Genomic DNA, 23,887 nt, shown 5'->3' on the forward strand with positions numbered 1-23,887 from the left:
CATGGCTAGCGGTTATCTAAGCCTTATCCTACATGCCCATTTGCCTTATGTGCGGCATCCTGAACAGGAGGAAGTGTTAGAGGAGCGGTGGCTGTTTGAGGCCATGACTGAAAGTTATCTTCCCCTCCTAACTGCTTTTGAACGACTAACGAATGATGGAATTCGGTTTTACCTGACACTCTCCTTATCCCCAACCTTGCTCTCCATGCTTCAGGACCCCCTGTTACTGCAGCGCTATGGACTTCACATGCAGAAGCTTATTTCCCTAGCTGAGAAAGAAATCCGATATACCCGGGGCAATACTGATCTTAACCGGCTGGCGCGCCTTTACCGGCGCTGGTTTTTGCAGACACTTTCAGACTTTGAGGAGCGTTATCAGCGCCAATTGGTGCCGGCTTTTGCCCGTCTCCAGCAAGAAGGGGTCCTTGAGATTATTACTTGTGCCGCTACCCATGGCTTTTTACCCTTGCTACAATCGGAGCCCACGGCTGTCTACGCCCAGTTCCAGGTTGCCGCTGATTACTACCGGCAATGTTTTGGTATTGCCCCTAAAGGCATTTGGCTGCCCGAGTGCGCTTATTACCCAGGGCTTGAAAAGGTATTAAAAGCGGTCGGTTTCCGTTATTTTTTCATTGAAACTGAAGCCCTTCTCCATGCCAGCACTCGGCCTCGCTATGACCATTTTGCTCCCATTGTCTGTCCCAATGGTGTGGCTGCCTTTGGGCGGGAGCCAGCCCTTTCACGGCAAGTTTGGAGCGCCGAGGAAGGCTATCCTGGCGACGGTGATTACCGGGAATTCTATCAGGATGTGGGCTTCGAGCGGGAATTGAACTATCTCCAGCCTTATCTTCCTGGCGGCCGAATTCGGGTTGATACCGGCATGAAATATTACCGGGTAACCGATAAAACTGAGGATAAAGCCCCCTATCAGCCCGCTAAGGCCCAGGGCTAGGATTGCTTGCCATGCTGATCACTTTTACCACCATTGCCTGCAACAGATAACACGCTACGCTAGCATGATAGATCGGCCACCGCTCTTGGTTGCCCCTTACGATGCCGAATTGTTTGGCCATTGGTGGTTTGAAGGGCCTCAATGGCTCGAGCAGTTATTACGCCGGATCGGGACAGGGGAGGGAGCAGTTCAAACCATTACCCCTTCCCAGTATTTGACTCAACACCCTGTGCTCCAGCAAGCGACACCGAACCTATCCAGCTGGGGCGATAGGGGCTACTATGATTTTTGGTTCAACCCAAAAACTGACTGGATATACCCCCTGTTGCACCGGGCCGCGCGGCGCATGAAGGAGCTTACGATAGCTTATGGCCACGAGTCTAAGGGAACCCTTGCCGACCGTGCCCTGGGGCAGGCCGCTCGCTCGCTGCTATTGGCCCAGGCTTCGGATTGGCCTTTTATCCTTCAAAATGGAACGACGGTGGAGTACGCCACTCGCCAGCTACAGGATCATTTGTCCCGCTTTCATTATTTGGAAATGGCTTTGGAAAGGAAAAGCTTTGATGAGCGCCGGCTACAGGCTTTGGAGGCCCTTGATAATATCTTCCCGGAACTTGATTACCGCGTTTACAAACACCCTATAGGGAACGATAAATAAGCGGTTCAGTCTATCACGATATTTAACCTAACTACATGAATGAGGGAGAAGCTACACGATGTATATCGTTATGATCACGCCCGAGTGTGCTCCAATAGCAAAGGTGGGTGGTCTAGGAGATGTCGTTCAAGGGCTTTCTAATGAGCTTTCGATACGGGGCAATACCGTTGAGCTTATTCTCCCTAAATACGATTGTATGCGCTACGAGCGCATCTGGGGTTTGGAGAAAACTTACAGTGATTTATGGGTGCCTTACCATGACCAATGGATTCCTTGCGATGTGTATTTTGGTTTTGCGGAGGGGCTGAAATGCTTTTTCATTGAGTCCCATAATGGCTTTTTCCAGCGGGGAACCTATTACGGCCAGCCCGATGATCCCCAGCGCTTCGCTTTTTTTTGCAAGGCGGCGCTAGAATTCATGCTCAGGAGCAATAAATATCCGGAGATTATCCACTGCCACGACTGGCAAACGGGCCTTGTGCCAGTATTACTCTTCGAGCAATATAAATATCTGGGGATGACTCACCCCCGAGTCTGCTACACTTTGCATAATATGCGGCACCAGGGGGTGACCGGTGGTCATATTCTCCAGCAGGTAGGATTAGACCCTGCAGCTTATATGACACCAGAGCGGTTACTCGACCATACTTACCCCCATGGGGTCAACCTGATGAAAGGAGGAATCGTCTTTTCCAATTTCATCACCACCGTTTCACCTCGCTACCTGGATGAAATCCGCTATACGGACCAGGGCTATGGCTTGCAGCACACCCTTTATCTGCATGAACAAAAACTAGGCGGAATTCTTAATGGTGTGGATTATAAGGTGTGGAATCCTGACATCGATCCCCACATTGCAGCTCGCTATAATTTGAAAACCCTGGATAAAAAATACCAGAATAAAACCGCTTTACGCCATCGCTTATGGCTACGGGATGAATATAAACCCATTGTGGCTGTTATCAGTCGTCTCGATCCGCAAAAAGGGGTCGAACTTATCCGCCATGCCCTTTTCTATTGTCTGGCTAATGGCTGCCAATTCGTTTTGTTAGGTGCTAGCGCCAGTAACAGTATTAATGCCGATTTCTGGTACCTCAAGCAATATCTGAATGATGACCCCGATTGTCACCTGGAAATTGGCTATGATGAAAATTTGGCCCACCAGATCTACGCAGGCGCCGACATGCTCATCGTTCCTAGTATTTATGAACCTTGTGGCCTCACCCAAATGATCGCTATGAAATACGGTACGGTTCCCATAGTGCGCCATGTGGGAGGGCTGGCGGATACGGTATTCGATGCTAATTATGCCCATAAACCCTACCATGAGCGCAACGGCTTTGTTTTCAACGACTTTAACCATGAGGGGATAGAAGCTGCCCTCCATCGGGCTATAGGGCTATGGTATGAATATCCCCAATATTCCCGGGAACTGATGGAAAATGGAATGCGTTATGATTTTTCTTGGAATCATCCAGGGCAACATTACCTCAATATTTACCACCATATCCGAGAAGCATGAGAGTGTTTGCCGATGCTATCTACCGTTCCGATCTTAAGTGGGTACAATTGCACCATTCCGCATTTAGCTATCGCTAGAACCTATCCGGGTTAGTGGCAAGTGAGCGTGCGTTGTGGAGATGGGCAGGAGGTAAAGGTATATTTTGCTTGATAGTAAAAAATCATGATTTTGACACGCTAGCGTGAACCTGCGATTTTTTATAGTGTACGAGCAGAAATAACAGACAACCCGAAAGGGATAGTCGGTCAATAAACTAGCTTATAATGAGCCGGTACTGCTGGATACGTGCGCGTGAATGAATAATGGATCTGGCGATTCCGCCTAAGGGCTAATCAAAGTAGCGGGTAGCCTTGACTGTCCTTTTCAAAATCAAGTCAGTCCTGAATGGGCGGATGAGTGAAGTGCGCTCATTTTGGCGGTAAAGTGGATCGCTCCCTCTTGCCGAGACATCATCCGCCCATTCAGAGTTATTAGGTATTAATAGCAGACTGGCCATTAACCCTATGGGCTACATCGCCTCCTTAATACCTTTACGAATAAGTATCCAATTTATGGGATAGGTGGTGAAGAAACCACTTAGCATGGCAAACTGCATCATCCACCAGAATATCCAGTGATCCGGTTTCATCGCGGTATGTCCAAACAAAACAAAAATGCTGATGGCCATCCAGCCGTACATACCCACCTGCCAGAAAGTCAGCGATAGCACATCGGACTTGAATGATTGCCACCAAATCGTGCCCCATGACGCGTCCGACATAGGTGCCTGGGCGCCATACTGGAAGACCACGCCGATGATAAGCGCCACCACATACTCAACTATCCAGTTACCAAACACCTCCTGCCCTAGCACTACGAACCCCAGACCCAGCGTGAACATGCCCGTTTCTACCAGTATGTCCGCCAATGAACAACCCGCCCCGCAGTGAGTGGCTCCAAGCGCCACGCTCTGCCAGAATGGGCGCTCTCCATGTTCATACCTGTACTCGCCGGGCACTTCCTGTTTCGGCGAACGGCCGAACCACAGGTACATGATCAAGGCAAACACGCCACCCCAGAGAAAGGTCAACGGCCATACCCATTTCATTACTGTCATCGGTGGCGGGCGTCGATTGACATCGAGAATTGCCCATAGCATCAGCAGCACGGAAACGGCGATATTGATGATGGCAATATTACGTAACATAATCTGTTCTTGCTTTCGCTATAAATCCGCGGTAGAACTCTCCTGTCCCCTAAGGTGCAAGAATCTTACCCTTCAGATACTGCGATAGGACAAATTTGCCATCTAACTAATAACGGTACTACTCATTCCCATCTCCTCCCCATGAATAAGCCACGCTTCCATCTCGGCAAAGCTCTGTACTCGGCCTGTAGCTTGAATTTCCATGCCTAATTGCTTGCCAATCTGGGTAATGGAAAAGATACCGCGTACAACAGGTCCTGTTGCCTCGGTACCTCGATCTAGCACGAGCGCGTGTTGTCGCCGCGCCTCCCGTAGTACTTCTACCACATTACCAACGCTAGCCTGGTAAACATCTTCCATATCCAGAGCCTCGAGCTGATTGCGCGGCGTCATAACGTCGGCCACCTGAATCTCACTATGGGGCATATGTTCCTGTGAGATAAGCCTGATCGGCTTTTCACCTAGAATATCATGGGCCGTAATAGCACCAATAACCGCACCGTCGGACGCAGTAACAAGTAAAAGACGCACCCCCTCGCTTATCATTTTCTGCAATGCAGAATCAATACTGAGATCGGAGGATATCGTGACCGCCTTGACTCGGCGCAGATCGGTCATAACATCAATAGCTGGACTAGCCATCGTGACTTTCTCTGGCAAGTTCTGTAAAAACCGGAACACTTGGGTGCCCTCGGGAAGTGAATGAGTCGCGAGTTTGAAATAGCCATTATCCATTAGATGATTACCTCATATAAAATAATACAACGCGAACACACCATGTACCTCTCTCTAGGATAACCACGTATTCTCCTGGATTGAGGAAAATACACTAGGGAAAGCAGGTAAAAAAACCTACTTTCCATTTATCCACTGTGCTCTGCTTTCGCCGCACCGGTTCCAAACGCTAGTGCATGAAAAGAGATTGATGCTCCTTAGCATACTCCGGCACGATGGCACCACCCTCAGGTGACAGTAAGTAGGTTGCCGTCCTGATCTTGCATTACCAGTTGGTTATCCTTGGCGAAGTCGATCAGAAAGCCGAAAAGCATAGGATTCTCTAACTGCAGCTCCGTATCCACCATGACACATTTCATGCCTTGGGGCGATACTCCCATGTTAACATGGGGGTTAAATATAGCGGTATGATTGGAGCTGTAGCTGGCCCCCGCATAATACAGACGTTCGGCCCAATTACTAGGGCGGAATTTTTCGTCCTCAGCAGTAATACCGTAGATAAAGACTCTTTTGATGCCAAGGGATTCGGCATCGGCGGTATTTCTATCGGATTCATCCGGTGTGGATGCGCCGTTAACGGCGAATCGCAGATGCTGCCCTCGAAGTTTTCCGCCCAGATAGAAGGACTCCTTCGCTCCAGGGATTTGGCCATCAGCAGAAGGTGCTCCAATAGCCCCAGTCCCAGCTCCTAGTACGGCCATAAAAAACCATGAAATTAACCGTTTGAATTTCCGGATGACCCCGTTTCCAGTCTTTTGTATGGAATTCATAGTGCAACCTCCTAAAGTAATGACGGTTTGTTGCTTTTGATCATCGTAAAACAATCTGATGCAAATTATATGCTATAGTTCTTTAAACTAGTGTTAACTTATTCAATAATCAGAAAAAATAAAGTGATCGGCCCATCGGCAGGGAACGAATATTGAGAGAAAAGGGTGATTCGCCCCACCCTGATGGGGGGATTTCAACAGTGAGGGGATTTCAGCTAGCAATATAGGTGAACGAGTTAATTGGCAACGGCACCGATAAATTCAGAAGCGTTTCGGCTTTGTTGCTAAGGGAAAGAGTTAAGCGTCAAGTGCTGCTTAGAAGCAAAGGTTTTTAATCGAGGCGGCACCTGAGCTGGGCGGGGTCATCATCGTTGGACTCGGGTAGAGGGGAGGTTGTTTGATCAAGGGGGCGTCCCAGCAGCATATTCAAGAAAGCGTGCCGGGTAGCTTCGTCCAAATGACGGAAAGTACGAAAGCGGACATGCTGATTCTGTCGTGCAAGATCCAACTCGATGCCCCATAAAGGAATAATCCGAGTAGGCAACATAGCATAGCGGATATCGCCAAGTATACAAGGTCGATTTGGATACTGGATAATGTATCCATCCGAGAAATCCGTGAATCGATTAATATCCTGAGCCAGAATTGATCCGGTTTTAAGCCCGTCCAGCCGCTTCGGGGAAAAGTGCTCAATGGAGTCACCAGGATAAAGGCGCGGCTTGCTAAGGATACCGGCGCGTACCGCATTTACATAAAACCGTCCATTGGTTTCATAAATGGTACGCCACAAGATAATATTGCCTAGGGTTGGTTTGGCTTCTAGCCGTTCTATCCGCTGACCCTGGCTTTCAGCAAAGACCGTTATAAAATTTTCTACTCGCTCCCGTTGTGCAAGGCCAACCAACAGGTAAAGGACGGCAATGCCTAGTCCTAGACGGGCTGGTATCGGCGTGGATTTGAACAGACTCCACCCCAAAGCGATAATGAGCACTCCGGAAAATAAGGGATCGACGACTGCAATTAAATTCCAGGCGATCCGCGCTTCCGATATCGGCCAAAAGAGCTGCGTGCCATAACTGGTACAGGCATCCAACAAACCGCTGGGCAAATAACCGAGTACGGCGAGAGGGTATAACCGCCAAAAACCGATGTGCCGCCGCAGAAATGGCCAGAGCAAAATCGCAGCGATCAGCCCTCCAATAGGGACAAATAGGAGAGAATGGGTGAATTGCCGATGGTATTCAAGGACGAGGAGGGGATCATCTGGAGAGCGGATAAAGACATCCGCATCAGCCAACAATCCAGCTATAAATCCCACTGCGGCAGCTAAACGCACCCTGGATGGGTGGACAGCCGATTGGGCGACTACCGCCCCCAGTAAGCCTTGAGTCACAATATCCACTAGGTCAACCAGCCTTGTTTGAAGGAGGCAGTATAGAGAAACCCAAGAGAATTTTTCTGAAATAAGTAATTATTGCGGTTAGCATTTTAGGGTCTTGGTGGGATCTCTGCTTAAATTAATTTGTATGGGCCTTTGGACTATGGCCATATTGCTGGAACCAAGACAGGAATGTAGTCTTGTTGTAGGTGAGGGGCAAAAAGCAAGCGAGGAACAACCTGTGGATAAAAATATTGCTGCCAAAAAAACGCATGCGCCCGTTGGAAGCCCCTGACAAGGGTTGGCGCGACTCCCAAGGCAACTGCATCAACTAAACAGTACCAGGCGGCAACGCCGCTAGGGGGATTCCCCTGGGGAAGCTGCATTACGGGATCAATAGGCACCCATCGCCAAGTACCACAGGAAACGCCAATAAGTTCCAGCCAGGTAGTTACAAAAAAGGCGCCAAGATAAACGCCCGGCGAGCGTCCAAATAGGACGAATAGGACGAATACAATAAATAGTAACGCGCCTACCATATCTCCCTGGGGAGCAATGGTTACGCCCCAAAGGGACCAAAGCCCGCCAGCCGTTAGCACGGTCGCGGCAATAACTTTAAGATTTCGCTTGAAGAATTCCGAACGAGCTAGGGCCACAGCAGTTAAATAGACCATGCCATGGCCTGGCGGAACATAGGCGGGAACATTATGGAAACGGTAAATATAGCCTTCCATATAAGGAGAGGCAAAATGCTCGCCTATGGTAGCAAACGCCACGGCAACAAGTACCTGGGCGCGAACTAGGTTACTCTCTCCACGAAGTAGCGCAAATAAGAATACCCAAGCGCAAACGCCCAGGAAATTTTGAAAGGTTAAAGTAGCATCCGCGTCCAGATATAGGCACAGGGCAATGGATGCAAAGACGATCAACGCAATTCCATAATTACGAAAATCTCTATTTGCCGTCCCAAGGTGACCCTTCCCAAGCAAGCCCAGACGAACGCTCTCTTCCCTCATGATCATCTCCGACTTTTTTTAGCGAATTTTTTGCTTGTTTTTAACATCAAGCCATTGTAGGAGATGGGGTATAAAGGGGCAAGCTTGGTTACGCCGATAAGCGAAGCGATTTTCTCCCTATCGGATTAAAAAGAAGAATTAGTTTTCTTTAGAAAGGCGATCTCTGCTGGAGTAGATGGCCGCTCTAATATTTGATTTCGATGGGGATAACGACCAAACTTAGCAATAATTGCTTGATGCTTTACCTCACAATCGTACTGGGATTCTAATCCCGGCTCAGCAAATAATTTTATCCCAATCTGATGGATTTGTAGGGATTCACTGTGCATAAAAGGCATATAAAGAAATATCTTATGCTCCGGATTGAGCACTTTACCGGCATTTTTATCAATGGCTTCCTGAGACAGAATTAGCGCGGCCGTATCATAAGCAAAGGACAAGGGGTGATTGCGATATATATTTCGTGAGAATTGATCTAGGATGATGATTTCAGCTAACCTGCCAAAAGGCTCTTTCCTCCACTCATAAAGTTCGCCCTGCACCGCTGCTCTATGATGCGCTTTGAAACGCTCCTTAATAAGCTGGTCAAAGCGAGGGCTTTTTTTCCACCAAGACTCAGGCTCAATCTCTTTGAACCAAAAATCTATAATCTGCTGCTGATCCATTCTGCTAAGTAGAATTAGTGTCAGGGCTTATTTGAAAATAGCGCTCAGCAACTATTAAGTTCAATTCCATATCGCCTTATAAAGTAATCCCTTTACTAAGGATTGCAATGCAAGACCCGCCTCTGGCTATTTAAATTTTCTTCAACTTATTAACAGGAAAGTTCATCCAGGCAAGCGGACAGCATTTGTTCAAGGGAGCAGGGTTCAATGCCTAGATCATTAAAGGTGTTGGCCTTGGCGTTAACCACATTATTTGTTTCCATGAGTATGACCTGATCTAAGGTCAGGGGCGTATTAGGCAGGAGGGAGGCTATTCTGGCAAGCAGCCTCCAGACGACAAAAGGCACCGGCAATAGTAGCCGGCGACGACCGAGGTGAGTCAGCACTCGTTTTATAATATCTCGGTAACGATAGGCGCGAGCTCCGCCCAGTTCGAAAGTTCTCCCGTTCGTGTCAGGCATTTCCAGAACCTGAAGCACCGCCCTAGCTACGTCCTCCACATAGACGGGTTGCAGCCGAGTAGAGCCTCTACCAAAAAGAGGAACAATAGGCAACCGCGTCACTGTTTTCAAAGAATTTAAGAATGCATCATTGGGGCCGAACAGCACGCTGGGCCGTAGTAGGGTAGCGTTTGGGAAAACTTCTCGAACCCGTTGCTCGCCGTAGGCGCGGGCGCGCACGTAGTTCGAGGCTGACGCCGGATCTACGCCAATCCCCGAGATATGGATAAGCCTGCGGATACCGGCTTCCCCGGCTCGCCGCGCGACTCGCTCCGCTCCTTCTTCGTGGATAGCCCTAAAAGTCGCTTGCCCCTGTTCCACATAGAGTCCGACGGCATTAACCACGCCAGTGGCGCCCTTGAGCGCTTCAGCAACGGAATCCTCATCGCGGACATCCGCCCTTTGGAGTGCAATCTGGCCGCGGGCTTCGGCAAGATCTAGAGCACGGGGATGGCGGGCCGCGATCCGCACCCTCATCCCCGACTCAACAAGGCGCTGGACAATAGTGCTGCCCAAAAACCCAGTGCCGCCAAAGACGGTAACTAAACCAGTTGATGGAGAGGTTATATCAGCCATGCTCTATAATAAATAAATTCTGAACCGCTGCCGGAGCATACTGTGCCTAATACCACTCAAAACGTACCCACTGATGTAGAAGAAATTGCCGCTTCTATGCAAGATACCGTGCTGGGAATCTGGGCCGACTTTGTGAATCATAGCCCTTTTCTGGTGATGGGGGCATTAATTTTATTATTCACGTGGGGAATATCTGCGCTTGCTGCCCGGCTGATGGATGCTTCTTTGCGCCATTCCAAAATGCGGGGGTCGCTGCGCGAATTGTTCGTTCGGCTCCTGAGCATTGGCATTTGGATCATTGGAATTTTGCTTGCCGCTATGGTGACATTCCCCGGCTTGACGCCAGCGCGAGCCTTGAGCGCTATGGGTATTGTGTCCATTGCCGTGGGTTTTGCTTTTAAAGATATTTTCGAGAATTTTTTTGCTGGAATTCTGTTACTTTGGCGTTTTCCCTTTGAAAAAGGGGATTTTATTGAATGTGAAGGAATTAGCGGGCAGGTGGAGCATATCTCCGTGCGACAAACGTTAATTCGTCAGACTTCTGGCGAACTGGTTATTGCCCCCAACTCTTTTCTATTTCTCAATCCTACCAAAGTGCTGACCAATTTACCCCGGCGACGAATAACGATTATTACCGGAATAGCCTATGGCGAAAATGTAACTGAGGCGGTCCGCGTAATTGAGCACGCCGTAGATGAATGCAAGACAGTTCATAAAGACCGGCCTCTTGAGATTTTCCCCCAGGCCTTTGGGGCCAGCAGCATTGATATTGAGGTGACTTGGTGGGCCGATCCTACGCCGGTGGATGTTCGCCGCTCACGGGGCGAGGTGGTCACGGCCATCAAAGGAGCTTTGGACGAGGCCGGAATTGAGATTCCCTTCCCTTATCGCACTTTAACCTTTAAACATCCCTTGGAAACCATAACATTGGGGAAAAGTGAGGGGGAAGTTAGTGAATAGGATATGCAGCAGGCGAAATTTTTTAATGTTGCCTTAAAAATCTAGGTTTCCACGGTATATTTTCGGTTCAAGAAATCCTGGCGGACAAGCCTGCCGTCTCGTCTCAAAAGGGTAGTAAGCAGTTTATCTCGCGTCAAAAGAGAGCATATGACCTCCCTGTCATTTTGCTCCTTGTTTCCCCTTATGGGTTGATGCTATGCGTGTAATACCAAAGAGTGGCATTAAAAATTAAGGCACCCAGGATATTACCAAGCGTTACTGGAATTTGATTCCACATCCACCAGTCGTAAAGAGTAACTTCCGCACCTGCAAGTATTCCCACAGGGAAAACAAACATATTCACCACGGTATGCTCAAACCCCAGGGCAAAGAAGGTGGCGAGGGGAAACCACATCAGCATCACCTTCCCTGGAACGCTGCGGGCAGCCTTGGCAAAGACGGGCGCTAGGCTGACCAACCAATTGCAGAGTATTCCCATTCCCACCGCAGCGAGCCATCCCATGGCTCCATAATTCACATAGGAAGCTTTTTTTTCAGCTAAATGAGCCAACGTAGTCAGTACATCTGGAGGAGGCGTAGATCCCCCTTTAGTAAGAGAGAACCAGAGTAGCCATGCAAAGAAAAGCCCCCCGAGGAGGTTTCCAAGCAGAGTCCAACCCCAATTACGCGCAACTCGCCATGCTTTAACCCGGCCGGCGTACATGCCAATAGGCATGACTGAAAAACTTCCGGTCGCCATTTCAAAACCTAGGGTTGCAAGCATAATATAACCAACCGGAAAAATAAGGCCGGCGGCGGCACTCGGCCATCCCTGCGCTACAAGTAAAGCCGAAAGCGCGGTTGCATAGGCTAGAAAGGGGGTGCATAAAAATCCCCGTATAAGGATATTAGAGGTAGTGAATTTATCTTTTTTAACGGCATCTTCGGCAATATCGCGCCCCATCTGGGCAGGGGGCACAGCATCGAGCATCGTAAAGTCATTAGATTTTGCTGGGACCGCACTCCCTGCTATAGCGGAATCCCCAGCCACTAGATGGTTGGCTGGGGGGGCCTCTTGGGGGATTGATTTATCTGTTTCACTCATCGTGTGATTAGCCTTCATTAATTATTATTAAAAATTTCATTATTGAAGCTGACTGCTCAGAGGAGCAGATCTTCTTATTTCTCCTCCTACCAGCAGCGAGTCTTCAATCTAAAGATACAATATCCACCTAATATTTTTGTGGTTATTTTGACTCAAGCTAATGTTTGCGGCAAGCAATGACGCTGAACTGGAATTGAGAGGAAACACTATTTTACTCGCCTTTTCCAGACACTTGAATGCCTATTTTGAAGGGCATTTAGCGTAATAAGATGAGTTAAGTATTCTATAGTAATTTTTATTTAGCTAGCATCTAAGGGAGAGAAATTTCAACGACGATCCGTGGATATATGTAAAGTGATTTAACAGCCGAGTAATCCGCTGTCTTGGCACGTCAACGAGAAAACGTCGGGTTGAGCACCTTATTGGAAGGTCGGTGCCAATAGCCTAAAATCAGCACTGTCATTTTTCTCCCGGCCGTATAATCTTAATCCATGGGCTCATGGCGATGTCCATGCGGTTCACTGGATGTGTTTATCTTTTGCTCAAAGCTGTATGTCCTCTGCCTAGCGGCCCGTAGGGCGATTACTCTGGAATTAGGGCTAGCCAAACAGCCATGACTGCCATTACCATCATGGTAAGAAGTAAAAAAGCACCGCTAAGGAAAAATTTGGCTCCAGGGATAATGAAAGCAGCAGTAGGAAAACCAGATAAAAATTGTATGGGAACAGATGCTTGTCATTTTTCGTGAGTTCCTCTCAGCGGTGCTGGTTGGGCCTTTGGAAGTAAAGAATGAGAACTGAGTAACGTTAAGTAATGGATGCTACTGTTAAGAAGCGAGCAAGCCCTTCCCCTTTAAATGCTGCCAATGCCTCTTATTTGGAGGCGCTGTACGAAAAGTTTTTAAAAGATCCTAATACTGTACCCGCCCATTGGCGAATTTGGTTCAAGCGTCTCCAGGCAGGTGTTCCAGAGCAGGCTGCTGCGGAACTTCCTGCCCGTTCTCTAGGGCCTGCGGTGCAGCCGCTAGCGGCAAAGGGGAGGTTAACGGCGGAAGCGGCTGAAAAGCAAATCGCAGTGCTACAGCTTATTAATGCCTACCGTTTTCGGGGCCATCAAAAGGCCAATATTGATCCCTTGCGTATTTATGAACGTCCGGTGGTTCCCGACCTCGATCCTGCTTTTCATGGCCTGACCGAAGAAGACATGGGCAAGGTCTTCAATACGGGATCCCTCATTGGGATCGATCGGGCTCCTTTGCAAGAGATTTTCGCCTTAATAAATAAGATCTACTGTCAGACCATCGGCGCTGAGTATATGCACATCACTGAGACTGCCGAGAAACGCTGGATTCAAAATTATCTGGAGGGAGCCCAGGACGATCCGGGCCCGTCTGCGGAATTACAGCGCCATATTCTGGAGCGACTTACAGCGGCTGAGGGGCTGGAGCGCTACCTGCACACCAATTATGTAGGCCAGAAACGCTTTTCCCTGGAGGGGGGAGATAGTTTGATACCTCTCCTGGATAATCTCATCCTTCATGCAGGTAGTAAGGGCGTGGGGGAAATCGTCATTGGCATGGCCCACCGGGGACGATTGAATGTACTGGTGAATACGCTGGGTAAACTACCCCGGGATCTCTTTATGGAGTTTGAGGGCCGCCATGAGACGGATAACGAGCGCTCGGGGGACGTCAAGTATCATTTAGGATTCTCGGCGGATGGGGATACCCCGGGTGGTCCGGTACATATTACCCTGGCGTTTAACCCCTCCCATTTAGAAATTATTGACCCGGTAGTGGAAGGTTCAGTGCGGGCCCGCCAGCAACGACGCAAGGATTGGTTGGGCGATGAGGTGATACCCGTGCTTATTCACGGGGATTCCGCCTTTGCCGGCCAAGGCGTGGTCATGGAAACCTTTAACATGTCCCAATCCCGGGGATTCTTCACCGGCGGTACCCTCCATATCGTGATTAACAATCAGGTTGGATTTACCACCAGCAACCCCCTGGATACCCGTTCCACGGTTTACTGCACCGATGTGGCTAAGATGGTGCAAGCTCCGATTTTCCATGTGAATGGGGATGATCCCGAAGCGGTTCTCTTTACTGCCCGCTTAGCACTTGATTACCGCACGACCTTTAAAAAAGATGTGGTGATTGATCTGGTGTGTTATCGGCGTCAAGGGCATAATGAGGCGGATGAGCCGGCGGTCACCCAGCCGCTTATGTACCAGAAAATACGCTCCCATCCCACGGTTCGCCATCTGTATGCTGAGCATTTGACAGCGCAAAATATCATTGCACCCGAAGAGCCGGAGCGCATGATGGACAATTACCGGCAGACCCTAGAGCAAGGGACCAATGTGGCGCCTTATGCAGCGGAAGGCGCCCGTTCTTCAGGGGTGAACTGGAAGCCTTTTTTGGGAACCCAATGGGATCAGCCGGTAGAAACCGAGGTGCCTTTGCCGCAGATCCAAGAGCTTGCGGCCCTTATCCAGCAGCTTCCCAAAGGGTTTGAACTTCACTCCCGGGTAGGCCATATTTTGGCCGATCGCCGTAAAATGGCTGCGGGGGCCTTGCCTATCGATTGGGGATTTGCAGAGACTTTGGCCTACGCTACTTTGTTAAACGAGGGGTTCTCGGTCCGGCTCACGGGTCAAGACAGTGGCCGCGGCACTTTTTTCCATCGCCATGCCGTGCTTTATAATCAGAAAGATGGCCAGGCCTATGTCCCCTTGGAGCAGGTAAACCCCGCGCAAACGGATTTTAGCATTATTGACTCTCTTCTCTCGGAAGAAGCGGTATTGGCCTTTGAATATGGCTACGCTGCCACGGAGCCCAATACCTTAGTGATCTGGGAGGCACAGTTTGGGGATTTTGCCAATGGTGCTCAAGTCGTCATTGACCAATTTCTTGCTGCCGGGGAAGCAAAATGGTCCCGCTTGTGTGGCTTGGTGCTGTTTCTTCCCCATGGCTATGAAGGTCAGGGGCCAGAACATTCTTCGGCCCGGCTAGAGCGTTTTCTGCAGCTTTGTGCGGAAGATAATATCCAAGTTTGTGTACCGACCACGCCGGGGCAAATGTTTCACATGCTGCGGCGGCAAATGTTGCGGCCTTACCGCAAACCTCTTATCGTGATGACGCCCAAGAGTCTATTGCGCCACCGGCTTTCGGTCTCATCCTTGGATGAGCTCTCCAGCGGTGCTTTTCAATTAGTGATGGGCGAAGTGGATGAGATTAAGCCTGCGATGGTGAAGCGCGTGCTCCTGTGTGCTGGCAAAGTATATTATGATTTGTTGCAAGCCCGGCGGAAGCAGAAACGGCAAGATGTGGCCATTCTCCGTTTGGAACAGCTCTATCCGTTTCCTCAGCAGCAATTAAAGGAAGAGCTTGAACGCTACCGCAAGGCCAAGGAGGTTGTCTGGTGTCAAGAAGAACCTCGAAACCAAGGAGCCTGGGAGCGGCTCCATTATCCTTTGCAAGGATGCCTGAGTCGAAACCAGACCTTGCATTACGCAGGCCGGGCTTCGTCAGCAGCGCCCGCAGTGGGCTACTTCAATTTGCACCTTGAACAGCAGCGTGCATTGGTAGAAGAGGCGCTTGGTCCGGTGGAAGAGAGCCAGTAAAAGGAGAGCATATTCATGGGGACAGAGGTGCGCGTACCCAGATTACCCGAATCGGTGACTGAGGCAGTTGTAGGGGATTGGCATAAAAAGCCGGGCGACCGCGTCCAGCGGGATGAAACTTTGTTGGACCTTGAGACCGATAAGGTGGTGCTGGATGTCCCTTCTCCCGGCACTGGGATTTTACGGGAAGTAAAAAAAGAAAAAGGCGCTACCGTAGGCAGCGAAGAAGTCCTTGGAATAATTGAGGTTGCCGGGGAGGCGGAGGAAGAAACTGCACAGGAATCTTCCCCGAAGCCGATGCCTTCCAAGCAAGCCCAGGAGAGTGAAACATGGGCCGCGGAAAAAAAGAAAACAAAGGCTGATTCCCCAGAGACGGCGCCACCACCAGCTCCTTCCAAAGAGGCTGAGGCGGAGGACATGCCGCCCTTAAGTCCCGCGGTTCGCCGCTTGGTAAGGGAGCATCGGCTCGACCCGCGGGAAATTCCTGCCACCGGTAGAGATGGCCGTTTGACTAAAGCCGATGTGGTTCAGTTTCTCCAAGAGGAAGAAGAGCCGGTAGCTACGCCTCCTCCGCCGAAATCACCAGCACCCGCAAAACCCGCTCCAGTACCGAGAGAAGAGGGTTATGGCGTTCGGCGGGAGGCCATGAGCCAATTGCGGCAACGGATTGCCGAGCGGATGCTGGATTCTCAGCAGACTACGGCTACCTTGTCTACTTTTAACGAGGTGAGTATGCAGGGGATAATGGAACTGCGTCGCCGCTACCGGGATGCCTTTGAAAAACGCTATGGAGTCCGGCTAGGCTTTATGTCTTTTTTTATTAAAGCCTGTATCGAAGCCTTCAAACGTTACCCCATGGTGAACGCCACGATTCAGGGCAACGATATTCTGTATTATCATTATTATCATATCGGCATTGCAGTGGCGACGCCTCGCGGTTTGGTGGTTCCCGTGCTGCCGGATGCGGATCAGCTTAATTTCGCTGACATCGAAATCCGGATCGCAGACTTTGCCGAGCGGGCGCACAGCGGCCAGCTTACGATTGAAGAGCTGAGCGGTGGTACCTTTACCATTACTAATGGTGGAGTATTTGGTTCCCTGCTCTCCACGCCTATCTTAAATCCACCCCAAAGCGCTATTCTCGGGATGCACAAAATTGAAGATCGACCAGTAGCGGAAAATGGCGAGGTTAAAATCCGGCCCATGATGTACGTAGCGCTCTCCTATGATCACCGCCTTATTGATGGCAAAGAGGCTGTTCAATTTTTAGTGGCGGTCAAAGAGGCCCTAGAAGATCCTATGCGGCTATTGCTTGAGGTGTGATCAGTATAGAGTGTTTATCCTATGTCTAATAGCTACGATGTTGTGATCATTGGTGCTGGACCGGCTGGTTATACGGCGGCTATCCGGTGTGCACAGCTTGGCCTGCGAACGGCTTGTATCGACAAGTGGATCGCTGCCGATGGCAGGCCCTCTTTAGGAGGCACCTGTCTTAATGCAGGCTGCATCTCTTCCAAAGCCTTGCTGGACTCCTCGGAACTTTATCGGCGGGCGCAAAGGGAGTTTGCCGAACATGGCATTAAGGTCGAGCAAGCCGGTGTGGACGTAGCAGCGATGCAGGCCCGCAAGGACCGTCTGGTGCATCGTCTCACAGCAAATATCGCTGTCCTATTTGAGGACCACCAGATCAAGTGGCTTTCGGGGCATGGCCGGTTATTGGAAGATAATCAGGTGGAATTTACACCCCATGAATTGGATCGTTCGGAGATACTGGCGGCGAATAATGTTATTTTAGCCAGTGGTTCTCAACCTATGGAATTAGGCGCGGCACCCATTGATGGAGAGCGGGTGGTGGACTCCACAGGGGCCTTGTCATTCCAAGAAGTTCCTCAGCGTTTGGGAATTATTGGTGCTGGGGTCATTGGGGTAGAATTAGGCAGCGTCTGGGCTCGTCTGGGGGCAAAAGTGACGTTGCTTGAAGCTCAGGCTACTCTTTTGCCCATAGCGGATATCACCATTTCTCAAGAAGCCTATAAGCAATTTAAGCAGCAAGGACTGGATATTCGTTTAGGGGCTCGGGTTGTTTCCACCCGGGCTGGCTCAAAGCAGGTAACGGTGTGCTATCGGATCGGCGAACAGGAATATGAGCTTAGGGTTGATAAATTGATCGTTGCCGTAGGGCGCCAGCCTTGCTTGGATAATCTCTTCACCTTGGAAACCGGCTTGCTGTTGGACGAAAGAGGCTTTATTGATGTGGATGAATATGGTGCGACCAATCTTCCTGGGGTCTATGCAGTAGGCGATGTAGTGCGGGGTCCCATGCTAGCCCATAAGGGCTCCCAGGAAGGAATCGCGGTGGCGGAGATTATCGCCGAGGGTAAAGAAACCGTGGTGAAACGCAGTAGCATTCCTTGGGTGATCTACACGGAGCCCGAGATCGCCTGGGCGGGACGGACCGAACAAGCTTTACGAGATGCCGATATTGATGTGCGCGTAGGTACCTTCTATTTTGCCGACTCTGCCCGTGCTAACGTAATGGGTAGTACCAAAGGCTTGGTCAAGATGGTAGCCGATGCCAAGACCGATCAAATCCTGGGGGTCCATATCATTGGACCCTGGGCCTCGGAATTGATTGCCGAAGCTGTGCTGGCCATGGAATTTGCCGCCAGCAGTGAAGATTTAGCGCGGACCATTCATGCCTATCCCAGCTTGGCGGAAGCATTGCACGAAGCAGCCTTGGATGTGGATAATCGCGCTCTTCATAAGGTAGGGCGGAAAAAAGCATAAGCTCTTTGAGCTGGGGATATCCCCAGCTCAAAGAATGCTAGCAGGTGCTTTACCTCATCATCTTTAACGCTCTCGTGGGGAGCGTGCTAGCAGTAGCAATCAGGTTAGCTAAGGCAGTCGAAGAAATCCAAATCTTCGTGATAAGGTAGGTGGGCCACTCTTAGGCAGGGGTAAGGGCAAAAGCTTGGTTAAACAACTGAGTATATTCTTCGTTAGCTTTTAACCGCTTCGCTACAAATCAATAAGCAAGAGAGATGGCAGGGATATTGGCATTTAAGGGTGGATTGAGATAATTGAGCGGGCTCTCCTATTTGCCAGATGTAAAAAATGCTTCATCCCAGTAGCGTATCTTCGGCTTTAGCCGAGCCGGTTTGTACGCGCCATTGGGCAGCATAACGGCCATTAGCCTCAAGCAGCTCAGCATGGGTGCCATGTTCGATGTCCCGCCCCTGGTGAATTACTGCGATCCGGTCGGCATATACGATGGTCGATAGTCGGTGGGCGATCATAATCACCGTGCGATCATGGCCGATATGCTGAAGTGAACGCTGGATGGCCGCTTCGGTTTCGTTATCGACGGCGCTGGTAGCCTCATCCAGCACCAGGATGGGCGGATTCTTGAGCAAAGCCCGGGCCAAGGATAAGCGCTGACGCTGACCGCCAGACAGGCGCACGCCGCGCTCGCCTACTGGCGTATCTAGCCCTTGCGGCAGCGCTTGGATGAAGTTCCAAGCCTCGGCAGTGAGAGCGGCCTTGATGATCGACTCCTCGTCGGCATCGGGACGTCCGTAGGCAATATTATTGCGGATACTGCCTTCAAATAGATAAACTTCCTGGCTAACTAGGCCGATGGCTTGGCGCAGAGAGTACAAACTGACTTCCCTAATCGGCTGACCATCAATGCATACTTGTCCTTCATGGGGATCATAGAAACGCAGCAGCAGCTTGATCAGGGTCGATTTGCCTGATCCCGTTGCCCCCACTAGGGCCAAGGTACTGCCCGCTGGCACGGATAGATTGATGTTCTCCACACCGGCGCCGCTGCTCGCGTAACGAAAGCTAACGCCCTGGAAGTGGACTTCTCCGCGAACTGGAGTTGCAAGAGAGCGATGGCTGACATCCTGCACCTTTATTGTTACTTCCAGTAGGTCGAGAATGCGTCGTGTGCTGGCCATGGCCCGCTCGAAAAGATCAATAACCTCGGCCAAGCCAGTTAGCGGCCACAGCAGGCGTTGCGTTAGAAACACGAGCACGCCGTAGGCACCTACATTGAGACTGCCCTGCAACGCCATCATACCGCCGATAGTGAAAGTGGCCAGAAAGCCGACTAGAATAGCCATGCGAATTACCGGGATAAACGCTGAACTTACCCGGATTGCCCTGCGATTGGCTTCTACATAGGTTTCACTGACTGCTTTTAGGCGCTCGGCCTCACGCGCCTCGGCGGTAAAACTCTTGATAGTGGCAATGCCACTCAGATTATTGCTCAGGCGGCTTGATAGGTCGCCAACTTTCTCACGCACATCATTGTAGAGGGGACCAGCCTTGCGCTGAAAGAAGAAAGCGCCCCAAATAATCAGCGGAACCGGGGTGAAAGCGAGCAGTGCGATCAGGGGTGATAGGACGAAGAACACCGCACCTACCGCTATCACTGCTACCCCTACCTGGATTAGAGCATTAGCGCCCCCATCCAGGAAGCGCTCAAGTTGGTTGACGTCATCGTTCATAATCGCCACCAGGTGGCCAGAACTCTTCGACTCGAAAAAACTCATATCCAGCTGTTGGACGTGTTCATAGGTGTCCTGGCGCAGATCCGCCTGCAGCCGCTGAGCTAGGTTACGCCACAGAATCTTGTAAAGGTATTCAAACAGCGACTCTCCTACCCAAATAAAAAAGGTGAGTATTGCCAATACTAGAATCTGTTCTTCAGGCGTGGTGAAGTTCAATTGAGCAACAAAACTGTCTTCTTTATTGACGACTACATCGATAGCTACCCCAATCAATATTTCCGGCGCGATATCGAATAACTTGTTAATGATCGAGCAGGCGGTAGCAGCCAGAATTCGCTGACGATAACCTTTGGCATAACGCAGTAAACGTACCAATGCTTGGATACTGGGGGTGGTGGAAGTGGGCAAGGTATTTTATCCGAATAGGTTGCAACGTCTTGAAGAAAGGGCAGTGAAACTTGCCACTAGGCACTATTGACCCCATGGCCTTCTAGGGTAGCCGCCGTATTATGGATGAATTGCCGTAGGTATTATAGATGTTCGCTTGCTTGAGATGGACCGTCTTGGCTAATTCTCTTAACAAGTGTCATAAATAAAAGTAAAAGGTAGTGCGGAGGGATCAGGGGGGTGCGTTTAGGATTATTTTCGCCCAGAGATTGCGGGCGCGGTAGAATCTGGAAGTTCTCCTCTCAAACCCGTTGAGGCAAGACGCCACGTATCGTGCATCTTGCCTCTTGCCGGTAAACTCTCTGGATCAGCCTCAAACCCTGTATCCATAGCAGGTGGAGGGAGTAATTGGCAACTGAGGGCGGATCAACCCAATCTCATGTTTAGTTTTAGTGCTCGTCAATAAACGGCACCATACTTCAGTTGGCGGCCGTACTCCGCCTAGGCAAAATACCCAACAAGCCTTTTGCACAAGATGTCGTTAGCCCGCCTCAGATTACGCCTCCCTCCCTCTTTATTCTATGAAAAAGACTTACGGCATGATACGTGGCTATCCGCTCGAAAAACCGTGTGTAGCCACAACAAAACTATAATCTTCCCGTGAGAAGCAAGATTAATAAAACTAAGAGTAAGATGCCACCCACACCTCCCACGGCGACGCTCTTTACGAAGGCCGAGACAATAAACACAATAAGCACTAAAACAAGCAGGCTGTATATCATTGTTCGTTCTCCTGGATATTATGCGGACGGATGGTGATAGTAGGGGAAGCCTATTCTGCGTACAGTTGACGCGCCGAGTAATCCCCCGAAAATGGCTGCGATCAACCCGAGCGCGGCACTCACGAAGGTGACCCATAATACCGCTTCTGTGTAATCGGCTACCGTTTCCGCACGCTGTTTGATTTCAGCCTGGATTTCTTTAATTTGGGTCTCGATTTCTTGAGACACACCATCAATAATGCCGTTTATCTCCTGCTCGGATAGATTGGTATTCGCAACTAGTACGTTCTTAGCGCGTTGCTCGTTTCCGAGTATGAGTTCCTGAGCCACTGATGCAAGCGTATCGCCATCAAGTTCCTGCAAGGTTTGGCGTGCCTCATCCGAGGATACTTGCCCCTCACTGTTCTCTGCAATTACTTTTGCGGCGCGACGCTTTATCTGCGCTTCAACGGCGTTCATGACGGGGGAGGGAACGAGATTTTTCCCGCCAGAATCTACGGCGTTGGTACCTTTGAGCCCGGCGGAGCTCATCTCCGCAGCTGACGTCATTGTTCCCTCGACGAGTGCTTGGCCCGCATGAATGATTCCGCTCACGCCCCACGCACCCAGCACTAGCATCAAAGCAATACTCACGCTCCATACCGTTATGCCATGCAATATGCCGATAGTCTTGTCGGGTTTGCCAGCTAAGCGGGCGGTGAGTAGCGCGCCCAAAAAAAATGCCACGATCATGCTCACTATTATCCAAATAGTTGCGCCGATGCCCAGTCCTTCTCCCATGGCGTCTAGATCAGTTGCATCCGCGATACCCACGCCAATAGCTGAGCCGAGTAAAAATAACAACCATGCTGTAGCAATTACAAAAAACAAACCCGCGAATACCGCCCCCCAGCTGATAAGAGGTTCCCACTTCCTTTCTACGATTGGCGCTTGTTCCACTGCTGTAACCATAAGAATTCTCCTGTATTTTTAACTCGAGGGAATTACTTACGCTTCCCTTTAGATCGAGTCGAAATTATGAAAGGTAGTTAATAATGCAATGAATAATGAAACAAATCACATACCATAAAATTTAAGAATAGCAGAAGTTCTGCTCGCGGCTATAAATGGAGCTATCGGGAATTAGAAAGGAGTTCAAGTGAGTAGGGGGAGTGCAAGAGTTGCCTGTGCGCGGTTCTCTATCGAATGGGCCGTACTATTGCTATTGCATTTTGCTTTATTGGATGGTTCTTGTTAGCTGCTCAAGACTGCTGTTCTAGCTGGTTTTCTTTCTCTTTATCCGGACATAGAGTCAGCACGCACCATTTTACTCCACGCCCTTCAAGGGCAGTCACCATGATACGAATGCCTTGATAAGTGAGGGTATCGCCTACGATGGGCTCGCGGCCGAGTAGATGAAGCACCAGCCCACCTAGAGTATCTACCTCCTTATGGGAGAAATTAATACCCAATCGTTTACCTACTTCATCGAGGCGCCAGAGGCCAGGTACATGCAAGCCGCCTTGAGTATCCACAAAGGCAGCTAGCGAAGCGCCGGGCTCCTCTTCGATTTCGCCCACCACTTCCTCACAGAGATCTTCAATAGAGACAATACCTGATGTTCCCCCATACTCGTCAATGACAACCACCATATGGGTATGAGCCCGGCGCATCGCGGTTAGTACCGTATCTACAGAGGCCGTTTCGGGGACGAAGGAAAGAACTTGGAGATTTTTCTGGTGCAGGGAATGATTGGCGACGAGCAGGCGCAATATCTCTTTGATATGGATGAGACCGACAATCTGATCCAGGGTACCGTCGAACACAGGGTAACGGGTGTGGGGGGTACTGCGGATAATAGTGCTTAATTCTTCAGGAGAAGCGCCCATGGGGATGCCGGTAATATGGACTCGCGGCACCATCACCTCCTCGGCCGTTTGCTCTCGAAATTCTAGTAATTCACGTAGCATCTGCCCTGCTTCAGGATTAAGCGCGCCGCCTTCCTCGCTTTCTTCTACAATAAGCTGCAATTCTTCGGCTGTGTGGTAGTGATTGCTGGTGAAGCGGCGCTCAATGCCTATAATCCGCAAAATGGCAGTGCCCAAGCCGTTCAGAGTGGCGACCAAAGGGTAAGTAGCAAACTGAATCCAGCGCATGGGGCGGGCCATCCAAAGTGTGGTGCCTTCGGCATAGATGAGCGCAAGGGATTTAGGCACCATTTCACCCAGGACAATATGGAAGTAGGTCAGGATAGTAATAGCCAATACGCTGGCCAGGGTATGAACGGCGATCCAGGAAGAGGCATTCAATTCTTCTAGCCAGCCAGCAAACCATTGGGCAAGAACATGTTCGCCGTACATGCCTAACCCTAGACTAGCCAGGGTAATGCCAAGTTGTGCGGTGGCAATGTAGCGATCCTGCTGTATTGGGTCCCGGAGGATGGCTTGTACTCGGATTGCACTAGCCTCTCCGGTAATTGCACGGAGTTCGATGGTGGTTCGCGGCACCCCAATAATAGCAAACTCCGCCGCCACGAAAAGTCCATTCAGGAGAATCAGCAAAACAATGATGATAACAGGTATCCATCCTTCCATGG

Annotated in this window: 19 protein-coding genes; 8 read left to right on the top strand and 11 right to left on the bottom strand. The window is 50.1% G+C overall.

Annotated elements, in window-relative coordinates; genetic code table 11:
• Position 1: 1 nt before the first annotated feature.
• From NWAT_RS17220 to NWAT_RS00405, 3 genes are all read left to right on the top strand, one after another.
• On the top strand, positions 2-952 hold the full coding sequence (locus NWAT_RS17220; protein WP_232420166.1) for a polysaccharide deacetylase family protein: 951 nt from the start codon (positions 2-4) through the stop codon (positions 950-952).
• A gap of 64 nt (positions 953-1,016) precedes the next feature.
• On the top strand, positions 1,017-1,610 hold the full coding sequence (locus NWAT_RS17225; protein WP_232420167.1) for a 1,4-alpha-glucan branching protein domain-containing protein: 594 nt from the start codon (positions 1,017-1,019) through the stop codon (positions 1,608-1,610).
• A 58-nt stretch (positions 1,611-1,668) separates the two neighbouring features.
• Positions 1,669-3,132 (top strand): glycogen synthase, encoded by a 1,464-nt coding sequence (locus NWAT_RS00405; RefSeq protein WP_013219177.1) that lies wholly within the window; start codon positions 1,669-1,671, stop codon positions 3,130-3,132.
• Between the two features lie 508 nt (positions 3,133-3,640).
• Here the strand turns inward: NWAT_RS00405 and NWAT_RS00410 are convergent.
• The 7 genes from NWAT_RS00410 to NWAT_RS00440 form a co-directional block, all read right to left on the bottom strand.
• A complete protein-coding gene (locus NWAT_RS00410; RefSeq protein WP_013219178.1) occupies positions 3,641-4,318 on the bottom strand; it encodes a DUF4396 domain-containing protein in 678 nt (225 codons plus the stop codon).
• A gap of 102 nt (positions 4,319-4,420) precedes the next feature.
• The gene (locus NWAT_RS00415) at positions 4,421-5,053 is read right to left on the bottom strand and encodes a CBS domain-containing protein (protein WP_013219179.1); all 633 of its coding nucleotides are present in this window, start codon (positions 5,051-5,053) and stop codon (positions 4,421-4,423) included.
• Positions 5,054-5,280: 227 nt separating this feature from the next.
• Entirely contained in the window at positions 5,281-5,823 is a 543-nt protein-coding gene (locus NWAT_RS00420) for a DUF3579 domain-containing protein (protein WP_013219180.1), read from the bottom strand.
• A 331-nt stretch (positions 5,824-6,154) separates the two neighbouring features.
• Positions 6,155-7,225, bottom strand: a complete 1,071-nt coding sequence (locus NWAT_RS00425; RefSeq protein ID WP_013219181.1) for a metal-dependent hydrolase — start codon at positions 7,223-7,225, stop codon at positions 6,155-6,157.
• 137 nt (positions 7,226-7,362) lie between these two features.
• Positions 7,363-8,217: a hypothetical protein gene (locus NWAT_RS00430; RefSeq protein ID WP_013219182.1), complete on the bottom strand. Its 855-nt coding sequence runs from the start codon at positions 8,215-8,217 to the stop codon at positions 7,363-7,365.
• A gap of 125 nt (positions 8,218-8,342) precedes the next feature.
• Entirely contained in the window at positions 8,343-8,882 is a 540-nt protein-coding gene (locus NWAT_RS00435; RefSeq protein ID WP_013219183.1) for a DUF924 family protein, read from the bottom strand.
• A gap of 149 nt (positions 8,883-9,031) precedes the next feature.
• Entirely contained in the window at positions 9,032-9,958 is a 927-nt protein-coding gene (locus NWAT_RS00440) for a complex I NDUFA9 subunit family protein (RefSeq protein ID WP_013219184.1), read from the bottom strand.
• 42 nt (positions 9,959-10,000) lie between these two features.
• On the opposite strand from NWAT_RS00440, the gene NWAT_RS00445 reads away from it, so the two are divergent.
• A complete protein-coding gene (locus NWAT_RS00445) occupies positions 10,001-10,918 on the top strand; it encodes a mechanosensitive ion channel family protein (RefSeq protein WP_013219185.1) in 918 nt (305 codons plus the stop codon).
• 181 nt (positions 10,919-11,099) lie between these two features.
• Here the strand turns inward: NWAT_RS00445 and NWAT_RS00450 are convergent, their stop codons facing one another.
• Positions 11,100-12,002 carry a formate/nitrite transporter family protein gene (locus tag NWAT_RS00450; protein ID WP_013219186.1) on the bottom strand — a complete coding sequence of 301 codons (903 nt, stop codon included), beginning with the start codon at positions 12,000-12,002 and terminating at the stop codon, positions 11,100-11,102.
• 613 nt (positions 12,003-12,615) lie between these two features.
• Here NWAT_RS00450 and NWAT_RS17715 point away from each other — a divergent pair.
• From NWAT_RS17715 to lpdA, 4 genes are all read left to right on the top strand, one after another.
• Entirely contained in the window at positions 12,616-12,750 is a 135-nt protein-coding gene (locus NWAT_RS17715; protein WP_269724267.1) for a hypothetical protein, read from the top strand.
• 65 nt (positions 12,751-12,815) lie between these two features.
• Complete coding sequence (locus tag NWAT_RS00455) at positions 12,816-15,626, top strand: 2-oxoglutarate dehydrogenase E1 component (RefSeq protein ID WP_013219187.1); 2,811 nt, start codon at positions 12,816-12,818, stop codon at positions 15,624-15,626.
• Positions 15,627-15,641: 15 nt separating this feature from the next.
• Positions 15,642-16,949 (top strand): 2-oxoglutarate dehydrogenase complex dihydrolipoyllysine-residue succinyltransferase, encoded by a 1,308-nt coding sequence (gene odhB / locus NWAT_RS00460; protein ID WP_013219188.1) that lies wholly within the window; start codon positions 15,642-15,644, stop codon positions 16,947-16,949.
• Between the two features lie 21 nt (positions 16,950-16,970).
• Entirely contained in the window at positions 16,971-18,413 is a 1,443-nt protein-coding gene (gene lpdA / locus NWAT_RS00465) for a dihydrolipoyl dehydrogenase (RefSeq protein ID WP_013219189.1), read from the top strand.
• A 332-nt stretch (positions 18,414-18,745) separates the two neighbouring features.
• Here lpdA and NWAT_RS00470 read toward each other — a convergent pair whose 3' ends face one another.
• From NWAT_RS00470 to NWAT_RS00480, 3 genes are all read right to left on the bottom strand, one after another.
• Complete coding sequence (locus NWAT_RS00470) at positions 18,746-20,551, bottom strand: ABC transporter ATP-binding protein (RefSeq protein WP_013219190.1); 1,806 nt, start codon at positions 20,549-20,551, stop codon at positions 18,746-18,748.
• A gap of 779 nt (positions 20,552-21,330) precedes the next feature.
• Complete coding sequence (locus tag NWAT_RS00475) at positions 21,331-22,263, bottom strand: hypothetical protein (RefSeq protein WP_013219192.1); 933 nt, start codon at positions 22,261-22,263, stop codon at positions 21,331-21,333.
• A gap of 290 nt (positions 22,264-22,553) precedes the next feature.
• On the bottom strand, positions 22,554-23,885 hold the full coding sequence (locus NWAT_RS00480) for a hemolysin family protein (protein ID WP_013219193.1): 1,332 nt from the start codon (positions 23,883-23,885) through the stop codon (positions 22,554-22,556).
• Positions 23,886-23,887: the final 2 nt, after the last annotated feature.

Source organism: Nitrosococcus watsonii C-113, assembly GCF_000143085.1.
Lineage (GTDB): Bacteria > Pseudomonadota > Gammaproteobacteria > Nitrosococcales > Nitrosococcaceae > Nitrosococcus > Nitrosococcus watsonii.